At 61.0% G+C, this 14,355-nt stretch carries 13 protein-coding genes; 5 read left to right on the top strand and 8 right to left on the bottom strand.

What is annotated here, in order from left to right:
* Positions 1 to 72: 72 nt before the first annotated feature.
* The 3 genes from JIN84_RS21930 (at position 73) to JIN84_RS21920 (ending at position 1,666) form a co-directional block, all read left to right on the top strand.
* Positions 73 to 426: a hypothetical protein gene (locus JIN84_RS21930; RefSeq protein WP_200353244.1), complete on the top strand. Its 354-nt coding sequence runs from the start codon at positions 73 to 75 to the stop codon at positions 424 to 426.
* Entirely contained in the window at positions 423 to 716 is a 294-nt protein-coding gene (locus JIN84_RS21925; RefSeq protein ID WP_200353243.1) for a type II toxin-antitoxin system RelE/ParE family toxin, read from the top strand. Before JIN84_RS21930 ends, JIN84_RS21925 begins: the two co-directional genes overlap by 4 nt.
* Positions 717 to 1,165: 449 nt before the next feature.
* A complete protein-coding gene (locus tag JIN84_RS21920; protein WP_200353242.1) occupies positions 1,166 to 1,666 on the top strand; it encodes a hypothetical protein in 501 nt (166 codons plus the stop codon).
* A 27-nt stretch (positions 1,667 to 1,693) separates the two neighbouring features.
* Here JIN84_RS21920 and hemA read toward each other — a convergent pair whose 3' ends face one another.
* The 6 genes from hemA to JIN84_RS21890 form a co-directional block, all read right to left on the bottom strand.
* Complete coding sequence (gene hemA / locus JIN84_RS21915) at positions 1,694 to 2,704, bottom strand: glutamyl-tRNA reductase (RefSeq protein WP_200353241.1); 1,011 nt, start codon at positions 2,702 to 2,704, stop codon at positions 1,694 to 1,696.
* Positions 2,704 to 3,519, bottom strand: a complete 816-nt coding sequence (ccsA, locus tag JIN84_RS21910) for a cytochrome c biogenesis protein CcsA (RefSeq protein WP_200353240.1) — start codon at positions 3,517 to 3,519, stop codon at positions 2,704 to 2,706. Before ccsA ends, hemA begins: the two co-directional genes overlap by 1 nt.
* 127 nt (positions 3,520 to 3,646) lie before the next feature.
* Positions 3,647 to 3,958 carry a hypothetical protein gene (locus JIN84_RS21905; RefSeq protein ID WP_200353239.1) on the bottom strand — a complete coding sequence of 104 codons (312 nt, stop codon included), beginning with the start codon at positions 3,956 to 3,958 and terminating at the stop codon, positions 3,647 to 3,649.
* Between the two features lie 15 nt (positions 3,959 to 3,973).
* A complete protein-coding gene (locus JIN84_RS21900) occupies positions 3,974 to 5,155 on the bottom strand; it encodes an FG-GAP repeat domain-containing protein (RefSeq protein WP_200353238.1) in 1,182 nt (393 codons plus the stop codon).
* 114 nt (positions 5,156 to 5,269) lie between these two features.
* Positions 5,270 to 9,652, bottom strand: a complete 4,383-nt coding sequence (locus JIN84_RS21895) for a lamin tail domain-containing protein (protein WP_200353237.1) — start codon at positions 9,650 to 9,652, stop codon at positions 5,270 to 5,272.
* A 181-nt stretch (positions 9,653 to 9,833) separates the two neighbouring features.
* A complete protein-coding gene (locus JIN84_RS21890; RefSeq protein WP_200353236.1) occupies positions 9,834 to 11,393 on the bottom strand; it encodes a hypothetical protein in 1,560 nt (519 codons plus the stop codon).
* Positions 11,394 to 11,498: 105 nt separating this feature from the next.
* On the opposite strand from JIN84_RS21890, the gene JIN84_RS21885 reads away from it, so the two are divergent.
* Positions 11,499 to 11,990 carry an LURP-one-related/scramblase family protein gene (locus JIN84_RS21885; RefSeq protein WP_200353235.1) on the top strand — a complete coding sequence of 164 codons (492 nt, stop codon included), beginning with the start codon at positions 11,499 to 11,501 and terminating at the stop codon, positions 11,988 to 11,990.
* Between the two features lie 33 nt (positions 11,991 to 12,023).
* Here the strand turns inward: JIN84_RS21885 and JIN84_RS21880 are convergent, their stop codons facing one another.
* A complete protein-coding gene (locus tag JIN84_RS21880; RefSeq protein ID WP_200353234.1) occupies positions 12,024 to 13,034 on the bottom strand; it encodes a VUT family protein in 1,011 nt (336 codons plus the stop codon).
* Between the two features lie 194 nt (positions 13,035 to 13,228).
* Here JIN84_RS21880 and JIN84_RS21875 point away from each other — a divergent pair, with 194 nt between their 5' ends.
* Entirely contained in the window at positions 13,229 to 13,570 is a 342-nt protein-coding gene (locus tag JIN84_RS21875; protein ID WP_200353433.1) for a zinc ribbon domain-containing protein YjdM, read from the top strand.
* A 36-nt stretch (positions 13,571 to 13,606) separates the two neighbouring features.
* Here the strand turns inward: JIN84_RS21875 and radC are convergent, their stop codons facing one another.
* Positions 13,607 to 14,320, bottom strand: coding sequence for a RadC family protein (radC, locus tag JIN84_RS21870; RefSeq protein WP_200353233.1), 714 nt, complete (start codon positions 14,318 to 14,320; stop codon positions 13,607 to 13,609).
* Positions 14,321 to 14,355 lie beyond the last annotated feature (35 nt).

Below are 14,355 nucleotides of genomic sequence, written 5' to 3'. Positions count from 1 at the left end.
CATGGCCACGCCGGGCGGGTCGCGCAAGCCCAAGATTTGATTCGGCGGGTGGAGGGATGGCCTCTGATTGTGATGATCGATGAAATCTACCAGGATTGGAAATGGGGATCGTTTAAAGAAGTGTCCCCCTCGGCTCGCTCCGGGGCATTTTTTGACACCGCTTCCTGCATTTTCTTTGAAATTGAAAAACACAAGCAACCACGTAAGTTTCACCCCATGGCGACTCTGGTGGAGGTGAAAAAGGCGGCGGACGAACTTTCCGCAGAAGAGCAGGCGGGCTTGGTCGCACACCTGTTGGCTTCATTCTCATCCGCCCCATTGGGACCGGATGACGACGAAGTGGATCGGCGGGAGGTTGAAATGGATTCCGGCAGGGTGACAACCCTCAGTCATGATCAATTTTTATCGGCGGTGGGTCGCAGATGAGAACCCTTGCCTACCATCCGAAGGTTCCTTCGGAAGTCCGGGAGATTTTAGCGTATTACGAGGGAATCTCTGCCAAACTGGCTGATGAATTCTGGGCGGAACTGGGAGAGGCTCTGAAATACGCCCAACAGCATCCGATGAGGCATCATTTTGATCAAAGTGGACGCCGGAGAAGCAATTTAAAGATGTTTCCCTACCATTTCCTCTTCCGGGTGTTCGATGAATCCGTTCGCATCACGGCGGTAAGGCATCATCACCAGAATCCGAAATACGGTGTTCGCCGACTTTGAGTTGGGCAGTCGGTGCAAGTCCAAGATTTGTTCGCATGAACCCAGGTCGAACATAACTGGCATGATTGCCAAAATCCATGCGCTGGCGGTGACCGCGGACGAGTCCCCCAATGCCTTGGAAGAGCCCGCAGCTTCCGGGCGAACATGAAATCACTGTCACCTTCATTTTGGAAAAGTTTCGCAACCAGATCTCCGGCTTCATACGCCAGATCGTGTGACTTCAGCATGCCTGTTGAGACCGTGAGACGCTTCGGGAGGTTTTGGAGGTAGACTCCGTTGAGCAGATTCATCGGATTGGTCTTGCCGGTGAGAAGGTATTTAAGGCGTGCGATGAGTTGCTTCACTTTCTTAGGGCGCTGAAACAGAGTGGGGAGATTGGATGATCGCAATCAGGAAAAAGCAGATCAGGCCTATGGCCGAGTCAATCTTCTTGCGCGTGTCATCGCTGGTTGGCTGGAATTTCCGTCCTGAAACTTGAAAACGGAATTCAGCCCACTAGCGTTTCAAATATGCGACAAAATCCATTTGGAAAAAGCGGGATGATTGCGATGATCTGTTCCTTCATGGTTGGTGCTGTGACGGGTATGCTGATCATGCGGGCCAGCCTACCCAATGGGGAATCCGTCCGGTCTGAGGATTTGGAACCGTCGCTCACGCGCGGGTTTGCTGAAAATCTAGTGATTTCACAGATCGATATGGAAGCTGTTCCGCTCCCGGAAGCGGTGGATTACCTGCGAAGCAAGTCGAGAACAGGAGTGGAGGTTGATGGACTGCCACCGCCTTTCCGGCTTAATTTCGTCGTTGTGGATCCGAAGCGCCTTGCCAGACCCGTTGATCTTAAATTGAAGTCGGTGAGGTTGGATCGGGTTTGTGAGCGTATCGCACAAGCCGCAGGCGTGCGGGTCGCGTTCGATACTGATGCGATTGTTTTTTCCTCGGAAGCGGAATGAGCCGGAGTGAGGAATGGTGCTCCGGACTCACGTCCCCGGCAGGTTCAGCTTCGCCAGTTCCAGGTCGATGATCTGTTCGCACTGCTCGATCTGGCGCTGGCGGCGGCCGCGGGCTTCTTCCGCGAGCTGCTCGAGGGTGTCGATGTCGTAGAGATACACTTCCTCGATCTCGCCGACGGCAGGGTCGATGTCGCGGGGGACCGCGATGTCGATGAAGAAGAGCGGGCGGTATTTCCGGGCGCGGCGGGCTTTCTCCACATCGGCGCGCTGGACGATGGCGTGGGGTGCGCCGGTGGAGGAGATGACGACGTCCACCCGGGCGAGGGCACTCTGCCAATCGTCGAAGCGGAGGGCGCTGCCACCCATTTCGTTGGCGAGTTCCTGTGCCCTTTCAAATGATCGATTGGTCACGAAAATGGACTTCGCTCCCCGGGACACGAGACTCTGGGCGGTGATGCGGCTCATCTCGCCGGCACCCAGGATCATGACCTCGCTGTTCTTCAGGTGGCCGAAGATCTTCTCCGCCAGATCCACCGCCACGTTTCCAACGGACGTTGAACCCTCTTGGATGCTGGTCTCCGTGCGGACCTTCTTGCCGACGCTGAATGCCCGTTGGAAAAGCTTGTTTAGAATACCTCCGGTAGCTCCTGCTTCCAGTGCTGAGCCATAAGCTTGTTTGACTTGGCCGAATATTTCCGTTTCTCCGAGCATCATCGAATCCAGTCCGCTGACGACCCGGCAAAGATGTCTGGCGGCTTCGATTTTCTCCATCCGGTAGAAATGATCGGTCACGCTGGAGTCCACATCGACCTTTTGGGCGAGGCGGGTTTCGATTTTTCCCAAGGCGTCCTTGGCATCCTCGGCGGCGAGGTAGAACTCGGTGCGGTTGCAGGTCGAGATGACGACGCCTTCGGTGGCATCGGCGAGTGAGACCAGCTCCATCGACGCGGTGCCGAGCTTGTTCGTTCCCACGGCGAACTTCTCCCGCACTTCCACGGGGGCCGTGCGGTGGTTGAGGCCGAGGCAGAAAAGTTCCATCAGATGAACGCGAAAACCGCCAGCGACAGTACGAATAAAACCACCGCCGACAGCGAGATGCGCCGGCCCGTCAATCCTCTCACTTTTTTCAATCCCAGCAGCACCACGTATGCGGTCCATATCGCGACAGCGGCGATGAGGTGTGGCAACGCGGATGCCGTGTGTGGCATGAGGAATCCCGCCACGATGCCGACCGTCAGCAGGCCGCCACCGATCCAGAGCAACCGCTCCAGGGAAATGAGAAGTTCCCGGACGGGGGGGAGATTGCGGAAGAGCCCGCTTTTGAGATGGTGGTCCTTCAGTTGCTTGTCCAGGACGAGGAACATCACGCCGGCGACGGCCGCGAGGGCAAGGGCGCCGTAGGCGAGCACGGACATGGCCGAATGGGTTTCGTGCCAGGCGTTCACGCCGGAGATTTTTGCGGGATTCGTGGCGAGCATTCCGGGCACCAGTGCCAGCGTTTGGAAGAGGACGACCACCGGGGAGGTGAAAACGCCGAGCAGGGAGATGCGGTAGGTCGGACCCACGAGCAGGTAGAAGAGTGTGAGCGACCACGCCAGAAACGAAAGGATCTCCCCACGGTCCATCAGCGGGCAGGCGGCGCGCATGTCGCCGCGCACGGCGAGAAAGCCGATCTGGCACAGGAAGGTGGCGGCCATCCAGACGACCGTCCAGTGGCTGCGTTTTCCGTGGTGCACGGAAATCATGCCCCAGATCCCGCCCGCGGCGGCGAGCAGGGTGGCGGCGATGAGAAACCAGCGGTCCATGCCCATCCATGGAGTCACGAAGCCCGCCGCGCAAGTATCAAGATTCATTCTTTAGGGGGTGGCTGCTGCGGTTCCGGATCGCGCGGTTGTTGATTCTACAAGGTCCTGATACGCGGTGGTCCTTTCCTCCATATCCTCAAGAAGCAGGATTTTGCTCATGGCATCACTCATTGGGTCAATTGGCTGGTAATGAGATTATTACCAATGAGACCAAAATGCTCAGCCCATACCAGATGGAGACCAGCTCCTTCGGCTCGCACGGCTTTCCACGGTTGAAAAGCATACGGATCGAGGTGAGGAGTGTCAAAATGGTTCCACCTCCTCCGAGGAGGATGGTTGTCAAAGGCACCCAATCGGGCAGGTATCCACCGAATGTTCCTTTACCTGTCCGGAAGGCGATACAGGTGATCACCCCGATCCAGGCAGCGGTCGTAATTCCCACGATGGCTTTCATCGCAAGCCGGTTTGCTGGGAGGGTGGCCTTCATTGGAGGGGATCATGCTCACCTGCCGATGACATGCACGCCCTTCTTGTTCCCGGCGGCAAACTCCAGTTTGCCATCGCCATCCAGATCCACGGCGAGCACCTGGCAGCCGACGCCTGAGTCGCGGTCGATGATCTCCGATTCCCAGCGGACGCCTTTGCCGTCCTTGCGGTTGTAAAAAATGACGGCGAGGGCAGGGTCCTCCGCACCGGGATCGCCGCCGTTGTGGGCGTAGTAACGCTTGCCGGTGGTGAAATCGATACGGCCGTCGCCATCGAAGTCGCCCGATTCGAGAGCGTGCAACTGGCTGAACTGGAGTCCATTCGCATCTGTTTTCGTGGGGTCTTCGGACAGGATTTCGTGGCGGGTGAAGTTGATTTTTCCTGCCTTCTTTTCCGCTGCGAACCACGCCAGGCCGTAGCCGTGTCCGTTGATACTGGTGACGATGTCGTTGTCACCGTCTCCATCCACGTCGAAGACGAGCATCTGAGCGCCGCCGGGGCCGGCGAAGTCTTCGGGATGCCAGATCCACGTGCCGCTTTTCGCCTTCGGTTGTTCGAACCAGCCGTTTTTCGCGATGATGTCCGGTTTGCCATCGCCGCTCAAATCGCCGGTGCCGAGGCCGTGGACATAGGGGGTGTCGGTCGTTTTTTCCGAAACGGCGGTGAAAACCCAGGGCTTGGTCACGTCCGAGTAGTCCACGGTGGCGTAGCCGAATTTTCCGCCCTGCATGCAGATGAGGTCTTTTTTCCTGTCGCCGTCGAGGTCGGTCCAGAGCGGGCTCTCGGTGGCGGCCTCGGTCATGACGCGGTGCTTCGGCCACTCGCCGTCCTTTTTACCGGGATTGAGGTAGAGGGTGAGGTCCTTGCCGGGGTGGCTGGCCATGAGGATGTCGTTTTTTCCGTCGCCATCAAGATCGTCCACCCAGGTGAGGAAGGAATCCTCTTGGTAGGTTTTCACCGGTTGGGCGGCTCCGCTGCGGAATCTGACGGCTTCCTTGAAATCCGGCCCCTTGAACCAGAACGGACCGGCGACGAGGTCCTTGATCTTGTCGCCGTCGATGTCTCCCGCCGCGAGGCCCTCGGTGAGGAAGTCGCGGGTCACGACCCGTTTTTTCCACACCGCGGGCCCCGGCACCTGGGCCAGAGTCATGGTCACCACCAACACGCTTGCGGGAAAAAGGATTGCTCGGGTTTTCATCGGAACCGGAACGTTGGGAAATGCGGAGGTCTTTCGTCAACCACCGGGAACCATGCCTACTGAAAGTGGGGGGAGGGGTGAAGGGCTGCGACGAGGCTCTCCTCAGGCGGGATTTTAATCCGCACGTGCCCGCAGGAATTTCGTGCCGGTGTCGCGGGAAACGAGGTAGGTGGCCGACTTGTATCCGGTCAACGTGGGGTGGGGAGTTTCCCCGACGAGTGTGGGTGTGATGGTGGTCCACTGGATGAGATCGGCGGACCCTTCCAGGGTGATGGACAATGACGGGTCGTCCGCCCGGAGGACGAAGGTCCACTGGTATCCATCGGGCACGGAAAGAATGGCCTGCGGAGGCGGGCCGTCCGACTGGCGGGCATGGCCGCCGAAGATGTATTCCTCGCGGTTCGTGCGCCCGTCGTTGTCGGGGTCGGCGGTGGCCATGGTATCCGTGGCGTGCCAGAGGTCGTTCGCCGCGGCCCAGATGTCGTAGGGTTGGATGAAGGTGGCGGGGTCCGCTGCTGAAAATCCGGGTGAACCGAGGTCGGACGGCGCTTGGTCGGATTTCACCGCACCATATTTCTGGAGCTGGCTGTAGCCGCCGGGAATGGCGGTGCCATTGCGGAACCACGCGCGGGATCTGCCTGCTGTGTGTGCCGTATAGTCGGCCCTGGCGACCCGCGTGCCGTTCGGTTGATAGACGATGACGGAGTCGTTTCCGCCCAGCCCGACGAGATCCTCGATGCCGAAGTCTTCGCGGGTCAGAATGCGCACGGTGTCCGGCAGTCCCCAGGTGTTGCGGAAGAGAGCGGCTTCCCCGGCGTCGTCCTCATTGAGGATGATGAGGCTTTCTCCTGCCTTGAGGATGAAATTGGGGAAAACAGTCTGTCCGGCGAGGTCATGATTGTCGTCGTAAGAGAAGCCGGTGAGATCGAGGGAGGTGGTGCCGGTATTGGTGAGTTCCCACCAATCTCCATTGAGCTTGGTATTGGTGTGGGCGCTGCTCGACATGATCTCCGTGACGGCGAGGGAGACGGGCGGTGCCTTCGGATCGGCGGGGACCTGGATCTGGGCGACCGTCTGGCCGCTGGCGTTCTCCAGGCGGAGGGTTTCGCCATAGGGCGAGAGGTGGCCGGAATAGGGGCCCACCACGTAGCGGTTCTCATTCGCTTTTGGTGAGGTGGTGCGGGCGCGGAAGGAGACGACATCCGGGGACACGAAAAGAGATCCTGAGGCGGGAATGACGGTGCCGCCCTTTATTTTGAACGAGCCACCGCTGCCGCGCACCGTCCAGTCGCTGATGTCGGCGGCGGCGGCGCTCGGGTTGCTGAGCTGGATGTATTCCTGATTCTGGTTTCCGTTGGCCGGGTGGGCTTCAACGGTGCCGAAGTTGATGACCGGCGATGCGGTTTGCGCGTCCGGAATGCCCGCCTTGTTGTTGTTTCCGATGCCGAGGGTCTTGCCCGGATTGTTGCTGGAATGGGTGGTGTAGAAATGCGTGCGGCGCGGGGCGAGGAACGCGGATTTCAGGGTGGCCAGGCCTTGTTCCGGCGTGATGCCGGGACCGAGTCCGTAGGCCAGCGCGTTCGGTGGCAGGCCCCAGCGGGCGCGGTCGATGTCGGCATCCTTGCGGATGAGCGCGCCGAGTGTGTCGAAGTTCGCCTCCAGCGGAGAAGTCGCGGCGCTTTCGCTCAGGTAACGGTCCATGAGGGTGCGGATGCGCCGCAGCAGCATGGAGCGGGTGAGGGGGTTCTGGATCACCGCGTCGTAGAGGCGGTTCCACTCGCCGACGCTTCCGGTGTTGGAAAGACATGCGGACGAGCCATAGAGCGGGTGGCTCTTGTTTGCGTCGTTGGTTGCCTGGATCGTGGTGTTGTAAGGCGGGCCGAAACCGTAGAACAACTGGCCGAAGGACAGGTTCAGGTCGAAGGGGATGGGCCTCCATTCCCCGGTGCCGTCGCTGTCACGGTAGATCACCATGTTGGCCCAGACGTCGTCGCCCTCCTGCGCGAGCCGGGTGACGGCGAGGTAGTTGATGACGGCGGGGAGGTTGGTGTTGTCGTGGAGGTAAAGCAGCTTTTCGGCGGGAGTGCGGCTGGAGGCGATGCCGTTCTTGAAGTTCGTGAAATCCTGGGTGCCTTCCCATTTGCGGGATTTCTTCTCACCGCCAGCGCCGGTGGAGAGCGTGCCGACCTGTTTGTAGAGAGCACCGCGAGGGTCGAGTCCGAGCACCTTGATGAGCTCGCTGTCCGCGGAGTAGGTGTGGAACGCAAGCTGCCAGTTCGCGCCGTTCATGAGCAGGCGGACGGGGAAATGGGGCGCGCCGGCGTTGCCCGAGTCCCGGTGCATCCAGTGTTGCTGGTTCTGGCGGAGGTAGCTGGGGTCGTTGTATTCGGAATTAAGGTTCAACTCCCGCTGGGGATCGTGGTCCGGGGACCACTCGAAATCCCGGCCCGGATTGAAATCGACGCGGTGGGACCGTTTGAAGAGGTTGAGCGATGTGGTGCCCTTGGTCCGGATGAAGACGTTGTCATAAAGCTTTCCATTTCCATAAAACGCGCCACGTCCGCCGCTGGTGGAGTCGATGCCGGTCTGGTTGGTGCCGGTGGGGAACTGGTAGCCGTCCACGAATATCTGATAGACCGGCAGCACCTGGCTCGCGGTGTTGCCACCGATGACGGTGCCTTCGTAGATCGGCAGCAGCGCGTTTGAGACGCCGTTCACCGGCCAGCGCGAGACGATCGAGCCGCTGGTCAACATCGCCCGCCAGCGGACCATCTGGCCGGCGGTGGCGCCGGCGGGAATGGTGGCCCCCCAGACGAGGTCGCCCGCCGCCCCGTCGCCATGCAGTCCGTCATCGGCGAAGTTGACGAAATTTTCCGCGCCATGCATGACCCGGTGGTAAAGCCTCGGCGGGGCGTTCAGCACAGCCTCGGGAGAGGTGCGGATGGTGACGGTGATGGCTTGTCCCGCGACAGGATTCGCGGGGGTGGACTTCATCTCGCTGATGACCGCGCCGGAGTAGGTGGTGCCGTTAGCCCCCGCGTTCGGGGTGGGAGACATGTATCTCCATGCCGCGCGGCCGTCGGCGGGTTTTCCAGAGGAGTGCAGGCCGAACGAGACATTTCCCTCCTGCCTCGGATAGCTGTCGTACACGTGGACGAGCGAGCCGGAGGGATCGGACAAGGCGAGGTAGCCACCATCATCCGCGAGCTTGAAATCCGCGTGCAGGGAACCGGTGAGGGGCCTGCGGTTTTTTCCGGACGCGAAGACGATCTTGCGGGACCCGGGGGCGAGGCTGATGGCGGGAAGCACCCACGCGCGCGGCCTGGCCGGATCGTCCGTGAGCGCCCAGCCCGCGAGATTCACCGTGGCGGTGCCGGGGTTCAGCAGCTCGATCCAGTCCGGGGTGTCGTGATCCTCGTCTTCCAACCCGCCCGCGTTCTTGCAGACGAATTCCGCGATGGCCACCTGGCCCGGCGGCAGGACCGGGACGAACCGTGCCAGCCATCCCTGCGGCTGGGCGGGGGTGCCGTTCAGTCCTGCGATGCCGTGACCGGCCGCCCAGGTGAAATTGACATCTCCCTGGGGTGGGGAGGGGAAGGTGAAGCGGTAGGTTTTCGATCCGGTGGCCTGCACGGTGACGGAAGGGGCGCCGTTGACAAGCAAATCCCCGGCATCCACCCCGCCCACCGGGAATGAAAAGATCACGTCCGCCGAGGTCAGGGTGGTGACGCTCTGGCCGGGCTGCGGGATGGTGGCGGTGATGGTGGGAAACGTGACGGATTCGACGCCCGTGAGGAACACCGAGTTCACCTCCTGGGCGGTGAGGACGTGGTCGAAGAGCGCCACTTCGTCGATGGAGCCGGTGAAGGTGAAGCCCGCACCATCCATGCGGGTTCCGATGTTCAGCCCGGCGGCGTCGTTGTTCGCGATGCCGGCGGCCAGGGTGTCGATACCGGTGGTGGTGGGGACTGATGTCCCGTCGATGTGGATCTTCACCCCGGCGGCGGTGCTGGAGCCGTCATAAGTGAAGGCGATGTGGTGCCACTGGCCGTCCAGGACATTCACCGAGGCGTTCACCTGGATGGCGATGGAGGGGTGGTCGTTGACGAGCAGGACGGTGACGCTGTTCGCATCGCCGCCATTTTCCGTGGTGCCGACGTGGAGTTCCCAGCCTTTGGAATCCCCGTCTCCCACCATGTCGCCGATGATGGCGCTGTCCTGTGTCCCGCCCTTGATCCATGCGGTCGCGGAAAAGGCCTGGCCGCGGTCGAAGTTGATGCCGGTGCCCGCTCCCAGCCAGTTCCCGGCGAGATCCGCCGCGGCGATGCTGGACGGTGCCGCGACGCCCGGTGTGTATCCGGGGATGGCGTTCCATGTCGCGGGGAAGCTGTCGACCTCGTCCGCAGGGGTGGAGTCGAGTTTCCAGTGCGCGAGCAGCCCGGCTTGCAGGGGACTGGAGAGCAGGCAGCCGAGGAAAATGAGACGACAGGGAAACATGTGGGACAATGGGTTTTCCGAATGTCACTGATCTGGTGGGATCGGCAAGGGGAATCGGAACACGCATGACTTCCTAACAGATATTCCTTCGGGTTGTTAGAAGATCGTGGCACGGGGCTCCCGGGCGGGAGGAAATGGGAGAGTGGTCCCTTTTCCCGAAGCGGGAAACGTGCTTTCCGTATCACTCTTTCTTCTCGACGGGAGCGGGAGGTTCAGGGGGCTTTCCGCCTGCCGCAGGAGAGGGGGCGGCGGGCTTCGTGGTCTCCTTGGGCACTTCCTTTCCGGGAACGGGCAGCACGATGGTCGTGCCGCCCTGCGCGCGCGGGTCTCCGTCCCGGAACCTCGCCCCCGGCTGCAGGTAGTTGCGGTAGGGCATGCGCGAGTAGTCGTATTCAGGGGTCGCGCGGGGCGTGAGGAACTCCATCATCCCTTCTTCGAATTCTTTCGGGTGGTCCTTGCGGATGGAGTCCAGCAGTTCTCCTGCCTTTCCGGCGGGGACCAGATCGCTGCCGGATTTGAGGGCCTTTTGAAGGGAGACGACCGCCAGCATGTATTGTTTCGCCTTCACCTGCTTCACACCGGCCGAGTAGTCACGGGCGGCTTCCAGCTCCCTGTCGCCCATCGATGAGGACCGCGTGAGCGTCAGGCGGATGGCTTCGATGCGCATGGCCGCCTCCGAGTCCTCGCGGTGGTTCGCGTCGGAGATGGCTCTTGCGAGGAAGGCGTCCACCGTCTCACCCGGGCCTGGCTTGAACTCCGCGGGAAGTTCCAGCACGCGTGGCAGCACCAGTACCAGCAGCGCCGCCCGCAGGGCGCTGGTATCGAAGTGGGAACCGCGATCGGATGAGTCGTTGGAATACTGGAGGACCTCTATGTTCACCGGCAGACCAGCGAGTGAGTCGCGGTAGGTTTTCTCCAGCTTGACGAGTGTTTGCAATGTTTCGCGCGCGCCGGGATTCTCAGAGCTGGAGTTGCGGCTGCCCGCGAGGAGCCCCCCGAGCTTGCGGATGGCCTCCTTCATGTCATCGAGTTTTTTCACCTGATCGAGAACCATGGAGATCTCATCTTCGTCCGCTTGCTCGAGCGTGAGACGTGCGATGATCCGGGACCGTGGAATCAGCGATTCGTTCTGGGTGGCCAGGGTGTTGAGGGACCGCACGGCTTGGGCGGCGTTTCCCGACTTGCTTGCCTGGAGGTAATCCTGCCAACCGATGGCGAACTGACGTGCGGAACCGATCTCGGACACCATCTTGCGGATGGCGGGATTGTTGTAGCTCTCGGCATCCTCACTGCTCCGGGTGGCTCGGGAGAGGGAGCCGATGATCTTGTCCAGATCCTCCGGATTTTCCGCCCGTGTGACGGCTTCCGCGGCGGCGGCGATCGCTGCCTCCATTTCGCTGATGGTTTTCTTGGTCTTTTCGGCGTCTTCGTTGTTCAGCGAGATGCGGAGGGCCGTCGCACATTGGTTCACTTTTTCGCCAGCTTCATAAGTGTCGAAGTTTTCCAATGCTTGTGCGAGCTCGCGGCCGCTTTGCTGCCCGAGGGCGGACTGGAGCACGCGCAGGTATTGCTGGGCCGTCATGACCCGGTTCCTCTGCTCCATGTTCGGCCCGAGTTCCCTGATCTCTTCCTGGAGCGCGGCGGCCAGCTCCTCACCGGCCTTGGTTGCCTCCGGAGTGAGGGCATGGGAATGGACGGTCAGGCAGGCGAGGAGAATCGGGATCAGTTTTTTCGGGTGCATCAACCGTCTCGTTAGACCCCACAGCCTCCGTCCGCAACCTGCGAATTGTGAAAATCCCGTGAATCCGGGCGTGCGTGCGGAGGGAAAGCCCGCTTGAGTGGGATCATGAGATTTGTGATGAAGCAGGAATTCTGGAGTCTGGGCGACGATTTCGTGATCCGGGACGAGCACGGGACGGAACGTTACCACGTGGATGGCCGGGTGTTCAGCTTCGGGGACAAGCTCAGCCTGCGGGACACGGAGGGAAACGAACTCGCATTCATCAGCCAGCGTCTTCTTTCGTGGGGGCCGAGCTATCAGATCCACCGCCCCGGCTACGGCCCGGTGGAGGTGGCCAAGGAGCTCTTCACATTCTTCCATTGCCGTTTCGCGGTGGATGGACCGGGCGATGAGGATTATGAGGCCACCGGGGATTTCCTCGACCACGAGTATGAGATCCACGGCAGCCGGGGTCCTGCGGCGGTGGTCACCAAGCGCTGGCTGTCATGGACGGACAGCTATGGCATCGAGATCGCGGAAGGGGAGGACCCGGTGCTGCACCTGGCGACGGCGGTGGTCATCGACCTGGTGTGTCACGACGGGAAAAAGAAACATTGAGCGTCGCCACTAGGCCAGATCTCCCGCGTTTCCTTACATCCGGACGTCCGGGAAATGCTTCGCGGCGCACGATTCGCAGACGCCATGGCTGAACTGCGCCTCGCTGTTCTTCTGGATGTAGGTCTCCAACTGGTGCCACTCGCCCCTGTCGTCGCGGATGCATTTGCAGTAGGAACAGGTGGGCAGGATGCCGCGAAGTGTCTTCACCTCATGCAGCGCCTTCTGCAGGGAGCCGATGAGACTCTCCTTCTCCTTTTCAAGCTGCTTCCGCCGTTCGATCTCCTGCTGGGCGAGGCTGAGCTCCAGCTTCACCTCGGAAACTTCCTTCAGGATCGCCAGAACCGGGCGGTGCTCCAGCTCCATGCCATAGCGCTTGTTCTGCCACGCGATGTAGAGGTACAGGAACGGGAATGCGAAAAAGCTGATGGCCAGGCGGCTGACGAAGGTGCCCGACATGATGTTGAGGTAGCCCGCCGTCCCGGCGAAGGCCCCCGTGGCGAAGAGGAAGACGTCCAGCCAGAGCACCCCCAGAAGGGTCAGGAACGCCCGGATCCAAAGCTTCACCTTGAACTGCGGTTTGCCGAGGAATTCCCAGGCCATGGCGAGGAAGATCAGGTCCGCGAACGCGGCGAAGATCGAGGCGCTGTAGATCCGCAGGCTCTGCGGCGGGAAGAAATTCAGCTGCGACGGGCCTGCGAGCCGGATCTGCCAGTGCAGCACCATCGTGATGATCGGCACCATGACGGAAACTCCGATAACCGTGGAAATGGCGATCCGCGTCGCACGCGGACCATCAAAGACGTACACGACGAACACCCCCAGCAGGAGGGCGGTGTAGAAGACGGTGGAGCCCACCATCAGCGACATTCCGAGCAGCTCCACCTTCACCCCGGCGTCCGTGGTCCAGACCATGACGGCGGCGAGGCTGCCGATGAGCGCGTAGAAGTGGGCCAGACCGAGGCGGTTCCGCAACGAATGGGCGAAAAGCACTAGGAAATAAACAACGATCGCTTCGGTGACGAGGATCAAAAGTTCGTTGTTCATAGGTTGGGGAGGGGGGGATTTGTCGTTCGTTTTGGTTGCGGATGCGTCTTACTTCAGACAAACGCGGAGTGACGCAGAATCGTACATTTCGCAAGCAAAACGGGTTCCAATGACGACTTTAAAAAATCGTGCGTTTTGCATGAAAAATCAAGCGCTTGAGTTTCATGAGTCGTGCGGTGTATCACCCCGCCGCCATGAACGCCCCTGCCTGTCCGCTCTGTGAAATGACCGAAATCCTCGAACACCCGGACCACTCCGAGTGTGTCACCTGCGGCCACGAGTGGACGACGGAAGCTCCGGCGGAAGAGGCTCATGCCGAGCGGGTGGTTAAGGACGCCTACGGTAACATTCTCGCGAACGGCGATGTGGTGGCGATGATCAAGGACCTGAAATTGAAAGGCTCCTCCCAGGTGCTCAAGGTGGGCACCAAGTCGAAACCGATCCGGTTGGTGGACGGAGACCATGAGATCGACTGCCGGATGGACGGTATCTCCATCGCTCTGAAGGCGATGTATGTGAAGAAGGTCGCGGGTTGAGCGCGGATGGGAGCCCGACGGGGGCGATCCCATGCATCAGGCGATGACCCCCGCCGCGCGGAAAGAGAAAAACGGCATCCTCCCGGGAGACGGTTTCCCGATGATGACGTGGTCCAGGAACGTCACCTGCATGATCCTGGCGGCCTCCACCAGATTCAACGTCACACGTTCGTCCGCCCGGCTCGGGCTTGGATCACCCGAGGGATGGTTGTGGATCAGAACGAATCCGAACGCCCCGCGCGTGACCACCGACCGCAGAACCTCCCGGGGATGGGCGCTGGATTCGTTCACCGTACCCACCGAGATCACCGTACTGCCGGTGTGGCGCAGGCGTGTGTCCAGCGTCACACAGACCACCTGCTCCTGGGTCAGATGCCGCATCTGCGGGCCGAAATGGTCGTAAATCAGCTCCGGAGTATCCAACCGCACCGCGTGCAATTGCTCACGGGCCACGCGGATCCCCAGCTCGAAGGCCGCTGCCAGCTTGGATGCCTTCGCCAGCCCGATGCCTTTTTCCTTCGAGAGCTCGGTCACGGGCAGGCCGCCGAGCGCCCCCATCGACCCGTATTTCGTGATGAGGTCCCGCCCGATGTCGATCGCGCTGCGTCCCTTGGTCCCGGTGGAGATGAAGAGCGCCATCAGTTCCGCGTTGTCCAGCGCGGTGGGACCGAGAGCGGCGAGCTTTTCCCGCGGCTTCCGGCCGGAGGGCATGTCACAAATGCGGGAGCCGGGCGTATCGGTTTCGTTCATTTGAACACTCTGTCAACTCCGCCGGGCTTGGCAAG

Origin of the sequence: Luteolibacter yonseiensis, assembly GCF_016595465.1 — a bacterium.
Lineage (GTDB): Bacteria > Verrucomicrobiota > Verrucomicrobiia > Verrucomicrobiales > Akkermansiaceae > Luteolibacter > Luteolibacter yonseiensis.
The sequence above is the reverse complement of the archived record's forward strand: the minus strand, read 5'-3'. Positions and strand labels throughout refer to the sequence as shown.

Coding starts and splice junctions, on each gene's coding strand:
- JIN84_RS21930 (WP_200353244.1), top strand. CDS start 73: ATGATCGATGAAATCTACCAGGATTGGAAATGGGGATCGTTTAAAGAA.
- JIN84_RS21905 (WP_200353239.1), bottom strand. CDS start 3,958: ATGAAGGCCACCCTCCCAGCAAACCGGCTTGCGATGAAAGCCATCGTG.
- ccsA (WP_200353240.1), bottom strand. CDS start 3,519: ATGAATCTTGATACTTGCGCGGCGGGCTTCGTGACTCCATGGATGGGC.
- radC (WP_200353233.1), bottom strand. CDS start 14,320: ATGAACGAAACCGATACGCCCGGCTCCCGCATTTGTGACATGCCCTCC.
- JIN84_RS21880 (WP_200353234.1), bottom strand. CDS start 13,034: ATGAACAACGAACTTTTGATCCTCGTCACCGAAGCGATCGTTGTTTAT.
- JIN84_RS21925 (WP_200353243.1), top strand. CDS start 423: ATGAGAACCCTTGCCTACCATCCGAAGGTTCCTTCGGAAGTCCGGGAG.
- JIN84_RS21890 (WP_200353236.1), bottom strand. CDS start 11,393: ATGCACCCGAAAAAACTGATCCCGATTCTCCTCGCCTGCCTGACCGTC.
- hemA (WP_200353241.1), bottom strand. CDS start 2,704: ATGGAACTTTTCTGCCTCGGCCTCAACCACCGCACGGCCCCCGTGGAA.
- JIN84_RS21900 (WP_200353238.1), bottom strand. CDS start 5,155: ATGAAAACCCGAGCAATCCTTTTTCCCGCAAGCGTGTTGGTGGTGACC.
- JIN84_RS21885 (WP_200353235.1), top strand. CDS start 11,499: ATGAGATTTGTGATGAAGCAGGAATTCTGGAGTCTGGGCGACGATTTC.
- JIN84_RS21895 (WP_200353237.1), bottom strand. CDS start 9,652: ATGTTTCCCTGTCGTCTCATTTTCCTCGGCTGCCTGCTCTCCAGTCCC.
- JIN84_RS21875 (WP_200353433.1), top strand. CDS start 13,229: ATGAACGCCCCTGCCTGTCCGCTCTGTGAAATGACCGAAATCCTCGAA.